The following is a 19,502-nucleotide window of genomic DNA, read 5'->3' on the forward strand; positions in this document are numbered from 1 at the left end:
AAACGGAACGCCTGAAAGAGCCAAGATGCCCCACTCCGTTCCAATCTTGAACCCTGCGGCCGGGAACAGGCGTATAAACTATTGTCGAGTACAAGAGTGACCTATCGGAAAGTGGGACTGGGCGGAATAATGCTTGCGACGGCGACAGCCATATACGCACAGACACCGATCACCGACCCCAGCCCCTTACCGTCGTTCAGGCTCGCGGAACCGGTCGCCGATCCGCTCAACGAACGTTTCGACGACGATCCGATCGTCCGGCATCTGAACGAGACCGCGGAAACGGCGCTGTTCCGGCAACAGCTGGGCGATGCCGTACGGCGCAACACCCGGATCGATCAGGCGCGCGCGCTCCGCGACGAGGCCGAGGCGGCACGGCGGGAGGCGCGATCCGACCTGTTCCCGACACTCGACCTGGGAGTGTCCACGCGCACGTCCTTTGCAAGAGAATTCTCCAACGATCCCGACAATCTCATCGAACGCTCGCGATCGACGAGCCGCACCGACGCGACCTTCAGCCTCCAGCAAAGGGTTCTCGATTTCGGGGCGGCTTCGATGCGGATCGCCGCCGCACGCCAACGGATCATCTCGGCAAGCCACGAACTCGAAAATCAGGCCGAGCAGGTCGCCCTGCGCGCGATTGCGGCCTGGTACGACGTCTTCGCCTATCGTTCGCTCGTCATGCTTGCCGGTCAGGTGCTCGAAAATTACGAAACGCTGCGCGAAGCGTTGCAGGAACGGATATCCCGCGGCGTGTCCGCCGCCGGTGATCTCGCACAGATCGACAGCTATATCGCCAATATCGAGACGCAGCTCGCCGGCGCGCGGCGCGAGCTCGCAAATGCTGAGGTCCGCTATATCGATTTCTTCGGCGCGCCGGCACCCCGGGGCCTGACCCGGGCCCCTCTTATCGGCGGGAGATTCGCGAGTATGGAAGCCGTTCAGTCGGCCGCGCTCGCCAACCCTCAGGTCGATATCGCGGCGGCCGACGCCCGGGCGGCACTGCAGGAAGCGCGCGCGGCGCGCGCGGAAACGCTGCCGACCGTCACCGCCGGGGTCGAAGGCGGCCGCTTCGGCATTTTCGAAAACGACAACGATTATGACGTTCGAGGCACGATAACGGTCCGCCACCGCTTTTTCGGCGGCGGCGACGCCCGCGCCGACGGTGCCGCAGCGCGCGCACGAGGCGCCGAAGCGCGCGCGGCCGGGATCCGGGAGGAAGCGGTACGCCAGGCCGTGATAGCCTGGACCGATCTCAATGCGCTTGAGGACCAGCTGGGCGCAGCGAGCGATGCCTATTTCGCGGGCCGCCAGTCACGCGACGTGGTCCTTGAACGTTTCCGCTATTCGCGCGGTTCGCTGTTCGAGGTCATCAGCGCGGAAGACACGTTTTTTGCTGCCGCGAACAGCTATCTGCGCACGGTCAACGAATATGACGTGGCCCATTATCTGCTGCTCGCCCGTACCGGCAGGCTGCTTTCGGCGCTCGACATCGATCCCGGCACCCTGGCGGAACCGCGATGACCGAGGAAACGATTATTCCAGAACGCGAAGGCCGGTTCGCGAATTGGCTGGCCGAACCGATGCTCGCCAACAAATCGACCTATTTCAAGGTCGCGTGCGCAGCCATGATGATCAATATTTTCGGGCTCGCAACATCGCTGTTCACGATGACCGTCTACGACCGGGTCGTCCCCAACAACGCGACAGCCTCGCTGATCGCGCTATCGATCGGACTGTTCATCGTCATCGTGTTCGATTTCGTGCTGCGTACGCTACGGGCCTATTTCCTGGATATCGCGGGCGCGCAGATCGACAAGGAGATTGGGGACACGATCTTCCAGCGGATGCTGCGGATCAGACTCGATCTCAAAAAGGGGTCGACCGGGATGCTGACCGGGCTGATGCGCGAACTTGAAACGCTGCGCGATTTCTTCGCATCGGCAACCATTACCGCGATCGTCGACGTTCCGTTCATCCTCCTGACCTTGCTGGTGATCTTCCTGATCGGCGGACCGGTCGTCCTCGTCCCCGCTATCCTGGTGCCGATCGTGATCGGCGTCGGCCTCGCCACCCAGCCCGCGCTCGATCGGATGTCGCGCAAGGCAATGACCCAAGGACTGCTCAAGCAGACCGTGCTCGTCGAAACCATTGGCGGGCTCGAGACCGTGAAGGCGACGAGCGCCGGCGATCTCCTTTCGAAACGCTGGCTGGAATCGATCCGCCAGCATTCGGACTTCTCGCTCCGGCAAAGACTGGTCGGCGCGATCAGCGTCAACGCCGCCGCAGCGGCCCAGATGCTGTCCTATGCCGGCGTCGTCATTATCGGCGTCAACATGATCCAGAGCCAGTCGCTCTCACTCGGCGGGCTGATCGCCTGCTCGATATTGTCCGGCCGCTGCGTCGCCCCGCTCGGGCAGATCGCCTCGCTGCTCTCGCGCATCACCATGACGCGCACCGCCTATCGCCAGATTAACGAGGTGATGCAGGTGCCCTCCGAGGGGCCGGAAACCGGAGCCCTTTCACTGAAGGAGATCAAGGGTGCGATCGAGTTCAAGGATGTCAGTTTCCGCTATCCGGACGCAGCCGAGCGCGCGCTCCACAATATCAGCTTTTCAATAAAGCCGGGTGAGCGGGTCGCGCTGCTAGGCCGGGTGGGTTCCGGCAAATCCACCGTCGCGCGGCTGGTACTTGGGCTCTTCCCGCCGGAAGACGGCCTCGTCATGATCGATGGTATCGACATCCGTCAGCTCGAACCACACAAGCTGCGCGAACATGTCGGTGCAGCCCTGCAGGAGAGCGTTCTGCTTTCCGGAACGGTTCGCGAGAATATCGGCCTTGGCCGCGCGGATGTCGATGACAGCGAGATCGTTCGCGCCGCGACAATATCCGGCACCCATCAGTTCATGGGCAAGATTACCAATGGATATGACCTTCGCCTCGCCGACCGCGGCGAAGGGCTTTCGGGCGGGCAGCGCCAGTCGATCGCAATTGCACGGGCGATCGCCGGACGCCCGCCGGTCTTCGTGCTCGACGAACCGACCAGCGCCATGGATGCCCAAACCGAGGCGGCGCTGCTCGAGCGGCTCGAGAAGGAAATGGCAGGCAAGACGCTGATATTGGTTACACATCGGCCGCCAATGATGCGGCTCGTCAACCGGATCATCTTGCTCGACGGCGGACGGGTCGTTGCCGACGGCCCTCGCGATGCGGTGCTCGAAAAGATCCAGGGTACGGGCCAAGCCTCTTCCAAGATAGTCGCGACCCGGAGCGGACGTAAAAAGCCGGACACGCCCCCGCCTTCCGACGTCATCAGCTCGGTGCAGGACGAGAAATGAGCGACATCGACAATCGTAATCAGGGCGACACGCCCCAGATCGAGGCCGAACCGGAGGATGAGTATTTCCTCGACACTCTCGGCGCGCGGCTCAATCCCAGCCGGGCATCGAATCTGCTGCTCTGGCTGATCGTCGGATTTTTTCTGCTTTTCTTGATCTGGGCCGCGCTAACCGAGGTCGACCGCACAGTGCGGGCGCAGGGCCGCGTCATTCCCAGTTCGCGCATGCAGGTCGCGTCCAATCTCGAAGGCGGAATCGTCTCGCGGATCCATGTCAATGTCGGCGACACCGTCGAACTCGGCGACGCGCTGGTCGAACTCGACACGACAATGTCGGGATCGGAGCTGGGATCGAACCGCGCACAGCTGACCGCGCTCAATTTACGCATGCTTCGCCTGTCCGCCGAGATCACCGGCCGACCGCCCCGATTTCCCGCTCCGGCAAGCCAGTCCGACGCCGAACAGATCGCGATCGAGCGCGCGCTCTACGCTGCGCGGACCGAGCAGTTGCAAAGCCTCAACGCCGCCTCCCAGGCGCGCATCAGCCAGACGCACCGCGCAGTATCGGAAGCGCGGTCGATGCTCGCCGCGCGCAACGCTTCGCTTTCCGCCGCCCGACATGAGGTCGATATCCTCCGCCCCCTTGTCGAGCGCGGGATCGAGCCGCGGCTCTCGCTGATTCGCGCAGAGGATGCGGCCGCCATCGCCGCAAGCGAAGTGCAGGCCGCGATGGCGACGCTGTCACGCGCCCAGGCTTCGGTATCCGAGTATCAGGCTACCGCCGTGCAAAATCGGCAGGAATGGCGCTCGATCGCCGCCGACGAACTGGCCAGGGTCCAGACCGAACGAGCCGCATTGCGGCGGCGTATGCCCGCGCTTCAGGATCGGGTCGAGCGATCGGTGGTTCGAGCGCCGCTCACCGGCCGCGTCAATCGCGTCTTCACGGCCACTGTCGGAGGCACCGTACGCGCCGGCGAACCGATAGCCGAAATCGTGCCGTCCGAAGAGGGCTTGGTCATCGAAGCGGCTGTACGGCCCAGCGATATCGGTCAGATTCGGATCGGACAGGTGGCGCGGGTCGGCATTACCGCCTATGACGCGACCGTTTACGGCCGTCTCGAAGGAACCGTCGTCACCATATCGCCCGACACGTTCGAGGAAGAACGCAGCGGGGCAACTTTTTACACTGTTCGCGTGGTGACGCGCGGCGAACTGTTCGACGGAAACGGCGATCCGGTAACGATCGGGCCGGGCATGACCACCGAGGTCAGCCTGTTGGGCGACAAGCAGTCGATCCTCGGTTATATCCTGACCCCAATCACGCGGCTCGGCCGCAGCGCACTCCGCGAATAGACCGAAACAGAGACGAAGGGCGCAGCCGCGCCTCCTTTACGCTCTGGCAGTCCCCGTTCAGGCAACGAACGACGCATAGGCCGCTTCAAGCCGCTTTGCATGATGGTCCCAGGAATGATTCTTTATGACCCAGCGCCGGGCCGCCTTGCCCATTGCGATGCTGGCTTCAGGATTCTCATACAATTCCTCGACGACGCGTGCGAGGTCCAACGGATCGCCCGGTCGGCAGATCCGTCCGGTTACACCATCCTCTACAATCTCCCTCAGCGCGCGCAGATCGCTAACAATCACCGCCTTTTCCATGGACATCGCCTCGAAAGGCTTCAGCGGCGAGACGAGCTCGCAGACGCGAAATGGCTTGCGAACGATCGGAACTGCATCGGCCAGCGACAGGTAGGAACGAATCTTGTCGGGCTTCACCTTGCCCTGGAAGGTGACCGCGCCGCAGGCGACCAGATCCTTTGCCTGGCTCTTAAGTTCGTCTGCGGCCCGCCCGGCGCCGACCACGACCAGCTTTGCCGGTATGTTTCGCTGGCGTAACAGGCCGACAGCCTCGATAACGTCATCCAATCCTTCATATTCGAGTAGCGAACCGGCATAGACGAGAACGAAATCCTGGGGTTCGATGCCGATTTTGGCGGCAAGCTTCTCGTCCCGCTCGGCAGGTTCGAATGCACCGGGATCGATCGCATTGCTGAGCAGCTCAAATCGGCCGGCATCGACTTCGCCCTCATCGAAACCAGCCAGTAGCTCGTCGCGAACCGCGACGGTAATCGTGAACACGAGATCCGCTTCCCTGACGATCAGCCGTTCGATCTGCCGCTCATAATCGAACCGCTCCGTCGCCTCCCAGCCGCGGCGGCGCGAAGCGGCCGTGAGTTCCCAAAGGCCGCGCACTTCGTAGATGAAAGGCAGGCCAAGCGATCGCGCCGCAATCAATGCGGGCAGGCCGTTACGATAATTTGACGCCGCATGCACAATCGTCCGCCCTTCGGCCTTGATGCGATCCCCCAATATGCGGGCGGCATTCTGCATATAATTTTCCGGATCGGCTTCTACGAACGGTGTCTGGCAATGCAGATAGGTGACGTCGCCGACCTGCAACTGCTCCGATTCCAGCGCATCCGGATCACTCACGATATCGGGACGATCCCAGGGAAAGCCGGGGCGCGTGAAGCAGCTGATATCGACATCGCGTCGCATCATCGTCGTCAGCATTTCCTGGGTCCGGATGGCATATCCGGCAACCGACCAGGGCTGCGAGCTCGACGCGACATAGGCAACCGAAACGCTTTTCTGCATCTGGGGGCCGGCTTTCGGCGGAATCAGGCGCTGCGCCGTGGCGCGCAGGTGCAACGCCAATCGCAACTCCCCGATAAACCGCGTGACCTCTTCGCCCTTCGCGTCCTCGAGCAACCGACCGGCAGAGGTCAATGCGCCCCATTTGAACAGTTTTGCCGAGGCATAATGGGCACGCTTCGCCTGGGGATCGAGGCCCAGCGAAAGGACCAGGCATTGATGCGCCATTGCCGGGTCGTCTTCGCTCAGTATCTCCGCCAGTTCGACGAGAATGATCTTGAACTCGACGAACTCGACCTGGCGCCAGAGATTCGTCAGCGCGCCGAACAGACCTATTTTCCGCATCGATTTTGCCGCTTCCAGTGCGATCTCCCGCCGCCACGATGGCGAGGATGTGACCCGCGAATATTTGGGCACTTGGACAAGCGATTTGTCCTCGGCCGCATCGCAGCCCAGCAACGGCGTGAGCGACGCCCGCGCTCTCGCCATGCGCATCTGGGACAGGGTCAGGGTATTGAGCCCCTCATCGATCGCTTCATAGAATTTCGCGAATTCATCGAGATGATCATCGCGGGAGCCCGCCAGTTCCGCAGCCAGTTCATCGGCTTGACGCCGAACGATAGCGAGATGCTTCGCCGTGTCCTGCAATCGCGCGCTGATGACTTGCGACTGGCTCGCCAGGGTCGCGGCCATGGCATGGGCCCGCTGGCCCGGATCAAGATGATCGTGCCAGGCGAAACCGTCTCCCCGCTGTAGCTTCTGGATACGCGCCCTTATATCGGATCGCATCTTGGGACCGATCGCCGAAAAGCTTGACGGTACGCCCATGCAAAGCTGCAGAGGCGCCAGTTTGCCGCTCCCTGCAAGCCGCACGCCGAGGTTGAGATGCGAAAAATCCGGCGGCAGCATGATAACGACCGGACGCGGACGTTTCAGCCCAATCCGATAGCTTTGCGGTTCGGCGGCAGATTTGGCGTAAACCCGAATGACGACCGCGCATTCCGGATGAAGATCGCCAAAGTCATCAAACAGGTCGAACACGAGAAAGGCGGGCTGTTCGCCCTCGCCGGTCAGTGTCGAGAGATCGAGCGGATTTCTCGCCCGCAACAGGCGACGCTCGCCCGGTCGCATGGCAAAATCGAGCGTGTTTTCATGGGGATCGATCTGCCAGCGCCCGGCAGCGGCCCGCGCAATGGCATCATCGAGCGCGAAGGAAAACGACGCGTCACCAACGCACAGTTCCAGACCGAGAAATGTCTCGCCTTCGTGATTGAGCCGGTATCTTCCGGCCCTGCGCCAGCGGAGATTCGCGCCCCAGAACGCCTTCAGCCGAGCGAGTAGCGATCGCGGTTCGACTGTTCGGGACGATCCGGGGGTGATCTCTCCCATGCGCATAACTGGGTCTCCTCGCTCGTTCCCGCCACCGCGTAAATTGCTGTGATTGGAATTGAAAAGCCGAACATCGTGACCCCCCCGGATCGTGCACAATCTCTTGCATAGCACCACATCCCATTGATCGAATGGGAACTTCTATGGCAATCGATCGGTTAACCGATCCGATGATACGGGATACGGCGTTGCCGCCGTCCCGTAAATAGCGGCAAACTGTTACACGGTGTGGATCGATTCACGAGGCTGGGAGGAAATGCGTGCCCGAAAACCCTTCGAAGCGGGAAATCGGCGAAAGGTTCGACGCCGAGTTCGCGAAGTTCAAGCGCCAGCATCCCGAGGCCACTGTCGCAACCTACTATACCCGTCGTCACGTCCTGAAGAATTGGGCGTTGGAAAAAGGCCATAACAGCCTTGGCGGAAAAATCGTCAAGCAGGACGGCGAGCAGATCGAATTCTGGGAGGCCGGCAGGCAAAAAGCCGAAAACTGGATCGATCGATACAACGTCGCCCCGACGGCGAAAGTCGTCGAATATGGCTGCGGAACGCTGCGCCTTGCCGCCCATTTCATCGCTTATCTTCCCGAGCGCCATTTTTTCGGACTCGACGTCATTCCGGAATTTCTCGAAAAAGGCCGGGACCTGATCGGCGCGGAACTGATCGGCGAAAAGGCGCCGGTCCTTGCGGTGATCGACGATGCAAGCATTGCCGCCGCCCGCGATTTCGCGCCGGATTTCGTCTTCAGCCACGCCGTAATGCATCACGTGCATCCCGACGAACTGAAAATCTATGCAGCGAATATCGCATCGATCGCATCGAAACCCGGGTGCCGGGTCGCTCTCAATGCGACGTGCCACCCGACACCCATTCGCTATGGCAATCTCGGCTGGGCGCAACCCGAAGCCCAAATCGTGGAACTGTTTCGACCGCTCGAATTCGCCGGCGTGCGAAAAGGCAAGGCAGTGAAAAGGGGGCGCTTCGACGTGCAGCCCGCAGCGTTCGAATTTGTTCGGACCTCGACCGAAGCCTAAAGCATCGCCTCCCGCCATTCGGAAAGGATGCCGCGTGTACGTCAACGATACCATTCTCGCCCGGGCGCATGAACCGCGATCGCTGATGCTGTTCATCCATTCGCAGCGAACCGGCGGATCGAACACCCTGCGTTGGCTGCGCACGCATTTCGGGGACGAGAGATCCTATACGTCGCGTACGGTCGACGATTTTCGCCATTGGCGACAGATCGAGGACCTGCACACGCTTGACAGCTTCGACCTCTATGGCGGGTTCTCCCGCTTCATCGAGCGCGACATATTCGATCGGCCGATCTACGCCATGGCCAATGTCCGTCACCCGTTTTACCGGATCGCCTCGCTTTACGGAATGAGCCGCGGACACCAAACACACTGGCTGCACGAAGTTTCGCTCAAACACAGCTTCGAAGACTATTACCGTATCGGTAGCGAAGCGAAGCCCGACTATTTCCACAATGTGACGACCCGCCGACTCGGAGGGCAACCCGATTTCGATGCCGCCAAGACAATAATCGAAAAATATTTCGGCCTGGTCGCGCTCACCAACTACCTGCCGGAAGCGACGAGGGTGCTGGTCGATACGCTCGGCTGGGACGACGCGCCGATGGAGGCGACTCCGGCACCGCCCGATCACATTCACTATGCGCGCTACGACGACAGCCCGGTCCGCGACGAGATTGTCGCGAACAACCGCGAAGACCTGCGCCTGTTCGAATTCATCAATGGCCTGAACGGGTTCGGCACAGACTAGTCCCGAGGCCCGACGCCACATTCTGCAGTTGAACCGCCCCGGCCCCGGTCCTACGCTCAATCGTCAACGAGCCGCAGCGCACCGAGGAGAGACCGTGTTTTCCAATCCCCGAAATCTTGAATCGGGAAATGCCGAGAACGCACTGCTCGCCTTCTTCCAGTCCCAGCGGAGCGGCTCGCATGCCGTCAACCGATGGCTGCACACGATCTTCGACAAAGACGACGTCTATTTTTTCCGGAATGTCGAAAATTTCGTTCACTGGCGCGACCAGAATTCGGAATTGCTCGCAGACTATCGTGTCTATTCCGGCTTTTCCGACTTCAAACCGATCGATCTCGGCGGCCGGCCCTTCGTCGCCTTCGCCTCGGTTCGCCACCCCGTGCACCGCCTGATCTCACTCTACGGTATGAGCAAGCGCGAAGAATCGCACGTCTATCACCAGCTGGCGATGGAGAATGATATCGAGGGCTATTATCGCAAGGGCTCGGAGGAGCGCCCCTATTATTTCCGCAACCTGTGCACGCAGCGAGTATCGGGTACCGATAGTTTCGACGCAGCGCAGGAAATGATGGAGCGCTTTTTTGGTGCGGTCGCCACGATCGACGAATTAAATCCCTTCACCAAGCTTTTGAGCGATACATATGGCATCGGCACCGATCCCGTCGAAGCCAAGTCAATGGATGCAGAACAACATCCCGAACTTTTGAACTCGCCGTTCGCCGAGCAGATTTTGGAGGAAAATAGCGCAGATCTGGCACTGTTCGAGTTTGTAGCCGGATTCGACCGCGGCAAAGCCTTAACTGATTGCAAGTTGGAACTTGCGATACTGGCAAAGACGGAAATGGAAGCTGAGGCCCATACCGAATCTACTGCGCGAGCCAAAGCGGAGGCTAAGGCCGAAACGGAAGCCGCAGCACGAGCCAAAGCGGAGGCCAAGGCCGAAACCGAAGCCGCAGCACGAGCCAAGGCAGAGGCCAAGGCCGAAACCGAAGCCGCAGCACGAGCCAAGGCGGAGGCCAAGGCCGAAGCCGAAGCCGCAGCACGAACCAAGGCGGAGGCCAAGGCCGAAACGGAAGCCGCAGCGCGAGCCAAGGCGGAGGCCAAAGTCAGAGCGGAGAACAAGGAAAAGGCGGCTGCCGCAGCAAGGGCGGAAGCCGACGCCAGAGCACGCGCAATAGCCCGAGAAAAGGCCACTTGCCAGCCTTGCCCTATCTGCGGCGATCCGATGAAATCGCTCAAGAAGGGAGATTATTGTCCCGGTTGCAATATGCCGGCCCGGGGCCGCTCGCTCGTCCCGCTGATCGACGAAATTCTCAATCCCTGGGTGCAAACCGAGGGTGCAACCGATCTTCCCATCCTAGCCTTTGCCGCCACATCGGCCGAGAAGAATGTGCTTGCGCGCATCTGGCCGATGATCAAATCCGTCTCGCTCTACGGAAGCTATGGCAGGGATCACGAAGAGGGCGTCGATGTTCGCGCGATGGCCGGTTATGCCGATGGAAGCTTTTCGGCAGCTATGGGAATTCTCCTGTTCGATTATTTCCCGGAGCATGAGGCCGCACTGGCCGAACTCTATCGCGTACTCGCCCCGGGATCGGTAATGTTCACCCTGATCCTGAGCGGCCGTGTGTTGCCCGGATATGCGCCACCAATCGTAACCAAGCGGATCGAACCCAAACCCGGCTATTTTGACTATATCCCGGAAGGCGGAGAGCTTTCGAGTGTTAAGGTGGGTCAGGACTGGCTGCTCGACGCCATCGCGCGCGCAGGCTTCGTGCCGCAGCAAGCGAGATTGTTCGACGAGGCATCCGGCCATACGCTCGAATGGTTTATCGGGTATAAGCCCAAGACCACCCCTCGCCTCCCTGTACAAAAGCGCGGCGATCCCACGGAAGTGGCGGCCGAACCACTGCGCGACAGTATTGCATCTGGCGCCGAAACCGAAGCGGAAGGCAAGACAGCCATCATCCCGGCCGCAACTCGCAACGGCATAGATTATATCGAAGGCTTTCGGCGCGAATATCGCCGCGATGTCGATCCAGCTTTCGGGTTCAGCTCCATAAAACTGACACTGACCATCCCGTCCGTGCCCGCGGCTGGACGCCTAGCAAGTTTCGCCGAACATATTGCGGGCACGGGCACGGTTGTCGGAACTATGCCCGGCGGCGTCCTGGTAAGCGAAGACATGGGCGAAAACTGGCGGGCAATCACCTTTCCCGAAGTGCCCGATGTCGAGTTCGAAAATTGTTTCACGACCCGCTCCGGCATTCACCTGCTTCAAACCAAGACAGACGACGCTTTCGACGGCAAACCCGGAACACCATCCGTCATTCATCGATTCGCGCCGGACTGGAGCTATCTCGACGCGGTTCCGATCGGCGATCATCGCTGGCACGGAACCTCGTCAATCGGCCAGCATGGCGACACAATTATCTGGGCCGAATATCCGCACAACGCGGGCAATCATACGCCGGGCAAGGAGGATCAGGCGATTTCTCCGCGCGTTTTCCGTTCACGCGATGAGGGCGCGACCTGGGAAACCGTCTTCTCCCAAAGCGGCGAGAATATCCGCCATTTTCACACTCTGCTCGCCGATCCGCACGTGCCGGGCCAATGGTGGCTTTCCTCCGGAGATCGGCCGCATGAATGCCGCGTCTGGCTAAGCCGGGACGATGGCGACAACTGGATCGACATCACCAACATCAAACCCGATGTCGATCTCAACGCGCAAGCCTATCCCCAGTCGGTGCAGCGCTACACGGATCTCTGGCTTGACAAGGATCGCGTTATTTGGGGCAGCGACGACTGGCTGGGATCTCCAAGAAATGCCATGCTTTCCGATGCGCCCGATATCGGCAACCAGCGCCGCAGCGGATCGCGGATGTTCGTCTCGGACCGCGTCGTGCCGCTCCAGCCCCGTAATTTGGGCTGGGTGGGCAATCCGGTCCGCTCGATCATCGATGTCGGCCCCGCGCTGATCGCGACCACAGAGGCGAAATATGATGTCCTCACCCGCCCCCAGATTTGTCTCGTCGCCAAGGATGGGCGGCCGCTCGTTCAGGAACTGCTGGCGGTCGATGTGGCGGAAGACGAGAAGAGCGGATTCACCTATTCGCGCTCCAGCCATGCCGCTGTGAACGGCACTTTCTTCACCTTCCGATCGAGCCGCGATCTTGGCCAGTACGCCACCCGCATCCTGCAATGGCATGTCGAGTTCGACTGAGACCAAAACCGCAGCCGAGCCGTTGACCTCGGCGCAGGTTTGCGCGCGCCCGCTGCGTCCGTTCGAATATCTGGAGATCAAGCCGAAGCCCGGCCGCCACCGCGCATTGCGCGACGCCTATAGTTTGCTCGCCGACGGCTTTGAACTCCAGGGCGAGCGCCTGCCATCGATTGCCGCGCCTATCGATTGGGGATTCGGCGCGCGATCGTTCAACTTCCACCTGCATGCCTTCCTGCCGCTCAACGCACTGCTTTCGGCCTATGATGCGACCAGCGATGCCGAATTGCTCGAGGCTTCCCTAGACTTGGCGCTCGACTGGATCGAGGTGAATATGAGGGGCTTGGCGCCGCCCCTCAGGCCGGAGACGGTCGATGCCTGCCTTGCCCAAAACGCCGGCAATCGCTGGTACGATATGGCGATCGGCCAGCGGCTCTACAAATTTGCCTATCTTCTGGATGCGGGCGTGCGGCTCGACATCGATCGGCCGGGCTGGTTCGAAAAAATTGCAGACGCGATCCGGCTCCACCATCGGCTGCTCGCCGACGATCGCGTTTATCAGGATCACAATAATCACGGCTTTTACCAGGCAATCGACCAATATGCCGCGTCAACCCGGCTACCGGAACTCGACGAAGGCGATTACCGCGCGCTGTCCCGTGCCCGCCTTGCCGAGATGATCGACCGGCAGTTTTGCGAGGACGGCGTTCATATCGAACATTCGCCCGGCTATCATCTGATGGTCACCACTACCCTGATCAACGCGCGCAATGCCGGAATGCTCGACAAAAAGCTGGCGCGAAAAATCGCCCGGCTGGAAAGCAATCTCGGGCTGTTCATTACTCCCGCCGGCGATATCGCGACGATCGGCGATACGGACCCGCGCAGCCTGTGGGGCGACACGAAATATACGGGGTTCTTCGCCGATCCTGCGCTGCAATATATCGTTTCGGCTGGCGTGGAGGGCACCGCTCCGGAACCCGGTGTTCAGGCAATGGCCGCAAGCGGTTATGCCATCGCCCGGCTGGACCCGGAACAGGGCGCGGACGAGGCCGAGCGGAAGAATTCCCGCGAACGCTCCTATCTGATCCAGCATGCCGGCTTTCACAGCCGCACGCACAAACATGCCGACCATATGAGCTTCATCTGGCACGATGCCGGCCGCGATATCCTGGCCGATCCCGGCCGCTACGGCTATGTCGGCACGGTTGAAAAGGGTTCGGATCTTCATGATCAGGGCTTCTTTTATTCAGCGCCCGAACGGATCTATTGCGAAAGCACCAGGGCCCATAATTGCGTCGAGATCGACGGTGCGAGCTATCCGCGGCGCGGCGTAAAGCCGTGGGGCTCGGCGCTGACACAGGCCGATTCCCAAGGGGAACTTGCCGTATTCAACGCATCAACGGCTCATATGCGAACGGTGAGCCATCGGCGATCGCTGGTGACGCGGCCCGGGCATTTCCTGCTCGTGCTCGACTGGCTCAGGGACCGGGAAACCGAACGCGACTATCGTCAATGGTTCTGCTTCGATCCGGCCTGGGATGTCGAAATCGCCGACGGGCAGGTTCGCGCCTCGGCTAACAGCCCCAACGGGAAAGAGACCCAAGAACTCGTTGCAGTCTCACTGGTTGATGACAGCGTCGCCGACCGGGTCGCGTCGGGCGAAACCGAGCCCGATCTTCTGGGGTGGCTGTCGGATCGCGCCAATCATCTCGAACCTGCGACCAGCCTGTCCTTCAAAACGCCGCGGGGAGAGTTCGGACGGTTTGCGACATTGTTCATACTTTCACCAAGGGCGGAGCCCGACCGGGCGAAGATCCGTTTCAACAGCTCCATGCGCGCGGGCCGGATCGTCTGGCATGACGATCGCGGCATCCATCAGGTCGATCTCAATACCGAGGAAGATGGGCGGTTAATGGCCGCCTATCGCCCTGTGGTGGTGCCCTCCGATGGCGAGACTGAAGTCAACATCGCGGCGTTCCGGGCCGCAATTGCCGAACAGCCGCAGGCGCGCATTGCCGCAATCGAGCATCAGCCGCTGCCCGACGCGACCGTGCTGAAAGACCGTGTCGATGGCGCTCTCAAAAATGGCTGGCATTTCGACGGCCTGGATCTCGACAGGTTTGACGCACCGATCGATTTCGACGCCGGGAGCCGTTCGGAACGCTATCTGCGCCATGCCTGGGCACCGATCGGGCCACTGCTGGTCCTCGCAGACCAGGTAGAGGACGGCACAGCCTATCTGGAGGCGGCACGCGCCTACACGTTACAATGGCTGACTCTTCACGCCCGGCCCTATCTACGATCGAGTTCGGCTGAGTTCGTCGACCAGCAATTGTTCGGCAAGGACGAAGGCGAAGAAGAATTCGCGTGGTACGATATGGGCGTCGGCCTGCGGTGCCACCTGCTCGCCTGCCTGCTCGATATTCTCTCCCGCAATCCGTCCGTTCCCGACGACGAGATCGCGCTGTTGCATGACAGCCTCGAAAAGCATCTCGCCCTTTTGGCGGAAGCCGGCTTCCAGCTGGACCACAATAATCACGGCCTTTATCAGGCGCTCGGCCGCTATGCCGCAGCCCGGCGCTTCGCCTGGTACCCGCTCTTCGCGCGCCACATCGCCCCGGCGCGCGACCAGCTGGCCGACATCGCACAGTCCCAGTTTTTCGCCGACGGAATGCACGCCGAACATTCGCCCGGCTATCATCTCAAGATCCTGCTGACGTTACTCGGCGCGCGGCAGGCAGGATTGATTGACGGCGCCGAGTTCGACGAAATGCTGGCGAAAGCCAGCGATGCGCTCACCTGGTTGATCACGCCGACAGGCGGATTGGCGGCGATCGGCGATACCGATCCGGGAGACTGGCGAGACCAGCCGGGGTTCGTGGCTTGGCCCGATGCGCGCATTGCGGATCTCTTCGCAGGTAAGGATAATTCGGCCCCGACCGGCCTCCGCCGGTTCGAGGATGCTGGCTACGCCATCGTCCGGCACGGCGACAGCCATCTCGTCCAAGCCTGCGGCTTTCACAGCCGCACGCACAAACATGCCGATCATCTCGGATTCGTCTGGCAGGAAGGGGAGAGCCCGATATTCATCGATCCCGGCCGGTTCGAATATCGGGGCCGGATGCCGCGCGAAGACCCGATGTTCGATCGCGGCTTCTGGTATGCCGACGAGCGCCGACGTTATGTGGAAGCGACGCGAGCCCATAATTGCGTAGAGATCGACGGTCTGAGTTACAACCGGCGCGTCGTACCCAACGGATCGAGCCTCACAGGCGCATCATTCAACGGAGACGCCTATACGATCTCGAGCGAGACGACCCATGAGGATACTATTCGTCACCGCCGGAAACTGGTCTTCCGGCCGGGGGAATGGCTCCTTATTCTCGACTGGCTCGACGATAGCGAAGGCCGGTCTCACGACTATCGCCAATATTTCCAGCTGGCTCCACAATGGAGGGCAAAAGCCGGTAGCCGCGGATATATGGCGCATTCAGAGGCGGGGAAAATCGTACTCGTCGACATACTCGGCAACAGCGTTGCGGAACCCGTTCGTCGGGGGCGGAAGACGCCCGAACTTCAGGGTTGGCACGCGCCGGGCGACGAGCGTTTCGAACCTTCGCCGAGCCTCTGCCTAGCGCAGATCGGCAAGGAATCGGCGCGTTTCGCCACGCTGGCGCTGCTCGGCAACACGCCGTTTTTCGGTCTGGCGGGGTCGGCCATGACGGCAGAAGGCGCGTCCATTCACTGGAAATGGGGACTAAAAACCGTCTCGATCACCTTGGCCGGTGAAACGATGGAAATGGCGCTGGGCGAGCAAGAGCCGGCATGAAGGGCCTCACAGACCTGTTCCGGCCCGGTGGCGGAGAAGACGATGACGGCTCTATCGTCGTTGCCGCAATCCTTTCCGAGGATTTCCAGGCCCAGGTCGATCATCTCGCCGTCACCGGACATCTGCCGCATTGGGAAAAGCTGGCCCAACGCGATTTCCGGCGATTGAAAGAAAACGTGCGTGCCTGTTTCAATCCGGGCTCGTCACCGGCCCGGGCCACCTCCCTGCTGCTCTTCCCGGATTGGGGGGCGCTGCTTTTCATGGGGCTGCGTGCCGCGGCGGGCGCCGCCGATCAGTCATTCGCCCGCCTGCTGCGCCGCTGTGCGGACTATCTTGGCAATGACGCGCTGCGCCGCCCATTCGACGCGTTGTTATATGGGGGGAATTTGCGACTCGACGGAGAGGAGAATCTCGAACAGGCAGTGGTAGAGATCGGCGCGCCCGATTCCGGCCTCGATGCCTATCTGGACGCGGCCGCCGCCTTCCTCGGCGAACATGGCCTGAAACGCCCTTTCAATCGCGGCACGGCAGAAGGATGGACGCCGTTCGATTCGGGATTTTACACCCGGTTGCTGCAGCATTTCGGATTGGCCGAACCGAGCCGGGAATTAGGTCGCAACGCGCTGCTACATTATCTTTTCATCGGTGTGCCCGAAAAGATCAGGCCCAACCCCCTTTTCGCTCCAGCATTCATGCCCGGCTCCGAAGCGCCAGGCACCGGCTATTTTGAGCGTTTATACAGCCAACGCGATTTCGATACCGCGCCATCTCTAATGTTCGACCCGGCGCACTATGCCGCCTTTGCGGGCCGGGAAGGCGACACGGACGGTGCGCTGTACGAGGATTTTCTACGCAACGGCCTGGACCGGCAGGCCCCTTTCAGCCCGCTGTTCGATGGCGACTATTATCGCGCCCATTATCTGGATCCGCTGGCCGAAGAGGGCGGCAAACGATTCGGCAACGCGGTCCGGCACTATCTCTTCACCGGCGCCTTGCAGGGTTGGAATCCCAATCCGGATTTCGACAGCGACTGGTATTTGCGCGAATATCCGACCGCGCGGACCGATATCAAGGCGCAGAAGCTGCTCGGCGCATTCGAGCATTTCCTGCTTGCGGGGAAAAGTGCCGGTTTTCACCCCACGGCACCGCTCCAGACCTTGCCTGTCGGTGAGCGCGAGGCAAAGATTCTGTTTCTGCGCCGCGCGATCAGGGCCGCCAAAACATTTGATCCCGCCGCACTTTCCTTTGAACCCCGTGGCTCGTCCGATATCTCCGTAATCGTTCCCGTCAGCGGGCGGTTCGCCTTTACCGCCAGCCTGTTGCGGCAGGCGTATTTCGCCAAGCTCCACAGCGAAAAGGTGGACGGGCTTAACGTCGAGATCATCATGGTCAGCAACGGTTCCACCGACGAAACCGATAGCGTGGTGAGCGAAGTCGCTGGCCTAAACCTTGTCGTCTTCCCGAAAGCGATCGGATTTCCCCGCGCGGTCAACGCCGGCGCGGCGGTGGCGAAAGGCGATACGCTGATCATTCTCAACAACGACATCTTCTTCGAACCCGACCTCTTCTCCCGGCTGGCGAAGGGGCTGCGCGCCGATCCCGGGCTGGGGCTGTTCGGTGCAGCCATACTCCTTCCCGACCAGCGCTTGCAGGAACTGGGTAGCCTCATATTCGCGGACGGATCGGGCTTCGGTATCGCGCGCGGCGAGGATCCGACCAGCGATTTTGCGCAAGCCCAGATGGAGGTCGACTATTGCTCCGCCTGCGCCGTAGCGATTGCACGCGCCGACTTCGAAGCCTTCGACGGCCTCGATGAACGTTTTTCGCCAGGCTATTATGAAGAGACGGACCTGTGTGCCCGGTTGAAGGCTGCGGGTCGGCGGATCGCCGTCGACGGCACCATCCAGATCGAACATTTCGAGCATGGCAGCTTTGCCAGCGGCGCGGCGGGCGAAGCAGTGCAGACTCTGATCGCCCGCCACCGGGAAGTGTTTCGCGAACGCCACGCCGAGATGCTGACCCGCCAACCCGATCGCGCGCAAGTGACTAGGGGCGCAACCCTCGATCCGCGGACGATCGGGCGGTACAGGATTTTCCTGATCACCAGGCAGGTTCCGGCAGCTCCGCCCTCGGGCCCGATGCCGGCGGCACTGAGGATCGCCGAAAAGGCTCGCATGCTGGGGGCCGATGTCGAATTCGGCGTCTTCGAGCCCAGCCGTGAAGACGGGCGCTTCGACGAGATGTCCCACCGACTGGTGAAGGACTGGACCGCTGAAGAGGGTCTGGCCGGCCATATCGCGAAGAATGCGCGCCGCTACAGCCATCTGCTGCTGTGCGAAGCCCCAGGCGCCGAACGTTTCGCGGACGCGATCCGGGCCGCCCGCGCCGAAAATCCACGATTGATCGTAGCCGGCGACGAAATGGCAAGCGCCGAAGACGGGCCAATAGGCGATCTCGTGGACGTTCGCATGATCGACCCCGACGAAGCGATGCTGCGATCGATCCTCGACCAGGAACCGCCGCGGCGATGACTGCATCCGCGCACCGCGAAATCCGCCATGCTGATCTTGAGGAAAGCGGCACGGCCTGCGCCCGTTCGATCGCTGCGCAGCTTGCCACGGCGATCACCGCGCGCGGCACGGCAACGCTAGCGCTGTCGGGCGGGCGAACGCCGGTGGCGTTGTTCGAAGCGCTTGCCAAAACCGCTATCGACTGGAGCAGGGTCACCGTGCTGCAGGTCGACGAACGCTGGGTCGCGCCCGAAAGCGCCGACAGCAATCAAAGCGCGATCCGCCGGCACCTGCTGCAAGGCAAGGCGGAGCGCGCCCGGTTCCTGCCGATGAAGACCGGCGACGCAACGCCTGTAGAAGGTCAACCCGCATATGAAGCGTTGCTCCGCACACTCGATTGGCCGATCGACGTCACCATGCTCGGCATCGGCGAGGATGGCCACACAGCTTCGCTTTTCCCCGGAGCACCCGAACTCGCCGAAGCGCTAACGACCGAAGCCTTGTGCCTTGCAGTCACGCCGAAAGCTGCACCACATGGGCGGCTCTCGCTATCACTTCGCGCCATTTTCGACAGTCGCCAAATCCACGTTCAGCTGTCCGGAGCCGCGAAGGAAGCGACCTATCGGCGAGCACTTGGCGAGGGGCCGGTCGAGGCCATGCCGATCCGCGCGATCCTGCGGCAACACAGGGTACCCGTCGAACTCTGGATAACGCCCTGATCGCGATCCGGACTTGGGCACCGGGCAGTTGAGCGCTATGGGGAGTGCGCGCTTGCTGGCT

10 protein-coding genes are annotated in these 19,502 nt (G+C 61.4%); 9 read left to right on the plus strand and 1 reads right to left on the minus strand.

Features of this window, described 5'->3' with window-relative positions:
• Positions 1-96: 96 nt before the first annotated feature.
• The 3 genes from H6P80_RS00155 to H6P80_RS00165 are packed head-to-tail and all read left to right on the plus strand — an operon-like array spanning position 97 to position 4,690.
• Positions 97-1,524 (plus strand): TolC family protein, encoded by a 1,428-nt coding sequence (locus tag H6P80_RS00155; RefSeq protein WP_185799343.1) that lies wholly within the window; start codon positions 97-99, stop codon positions 1,522-1,524.
• Positions 1,521-3,338, plus strand: coding sequence for a type I secretion system permease/ATPase (locus H6P80_RS00160; protein ID WP_185799344.1), 1,818 nt, complete (start codon positions 1,521-1,523; stop codon positions 3,336-3,338). Before H6P80_RS00155 ends, H6P80_RS00160 begins: the two co-directional genes overlap by 4 nt.
• Entirely contained in the window at positions 3,335-4,690 is a 1,356-nt protein-coding gene (locus H6P80_RS00165) for an HlyD family type I secretion periplasmic adaptor subunit (RefSeq protein WP_185799345.1), read from the plus strand. The genes H6P80_RS00160 and H6P80_RS00165 overlap by 4 nt, the downstream gene beginning before the upstream one ends.
• 57 nt (positions 4,691-4,747) lie before the next feature.
• On the opposite strand, the gene H6P80_RS00170 is transcribed toward H6P80_RS00165, so the two are convergent.
• Positions 4,748-7,384: a glycosyltransferase gene (locus tag H6P80_RS00170; protein WP_185799346.1), complete on the minus strand. Its 2,637-nt coding sequence runs from the start codon at positions 7,382-7,384 to the stop codon at positions 4,748-4,750.
• 254 nt (positions 7,385-7,638) lie between these two features.
• Here H6P80_RS00170 and H6P80_RS00175 point away from each other — a divergent pair, with 254 nt between their 5' ends.
• From H6P80_RS00175 to pgl, 6 genes are all read left to right on the plus strand, one after another.
• Positions 7,639-8,409, plus strand: a complete 771-nt coding sequence (locus H6P80_RS00175; RefSeq protein ID WP_185799347.1) for a class I SAM-dependent methyltransferase — start codon at positions 7,639-7,641, stop codon at positions 8,407-8,409.
• A gap of 34 nt (positions 8,410-8,443) precedes the next feature.
• Positions 8,444-9,160 (plus strand): hypothetical protein, encoded by a 717-nt coding sequence (locus H6P80_RS00180; protein WP_185799348.1) that lies wholly within the window; start codon positions 8,444-8,446, stop codon positions 9,158-9,160.
• A 94-nt stretch (positions 9,161-9,254) separates the two neighbouring features.
• Positions 9,255-12,383 (plus strand): class I SAM-dependent methyltransferase, encoded by a 3,129-nt coding sequence (locus tag H6P80_RS00185; protein WP_185799349.1) that lies wholly within the window; start codon positions 9,255-9,257, stop codon positions 12,381-12,383.
• Positions 12,367-16,212 (plus strand): heparinase II/III domain-containing protein, encoded by a 3,846-nt coding sequence (locus tag H6P80_RS00190; RefSeq protein ID WP_185799350.1) that lies wholly within the window; start codon positions 12,367-12,369, stop codon positions 16,210-16,212. The genes H6P80_RS00185 and H6P80_RS00190 overlap by 17 nt, the downstream gene beginning before the upstream one ends.
• Entirely contained in the window at positions 16,209-18,743 is a 2,535-nt protein-coding gene (locus H6P80_RS00195) for a glycosyltransferase family 2 protein (RefSeq protein WP_185799351.1), read from the plus strand. Before H6P80_RS00190 ends, H6P80_RS00195 begins: the two co-directional genes overlap by 4 nt.
• Positions 18,740-19,441, plus strand: a complete 702-nt coding sequence (pgl, locus tag H6P80_RS00200) for a 6-phosphogluconolactonase (RefSeq protein ID WP_185799352.1) — start codon at positions 18,740-18,742, stop codon at positions 19,439-19,441. The genes H6P80_RS00195 and pgl overlap by 4 nt, the downstream gene beginning before the upstream one ends.
• The last annotated feature ends 61 nt before the right edge of the window (positions 19,442-19,502 follow it).

The organism is Parasphingopyxis marina (assembly GCF_014237875.1).
In the GTDB taxonomy this organism is placed as follows: domain Bacteria; phylum Pseudomonadota; class Alphaproteobacteria; order Sphingomonadales; family Sphingomonadaceae; genus Parasphingopyxis; species Parasphingopyxis marina.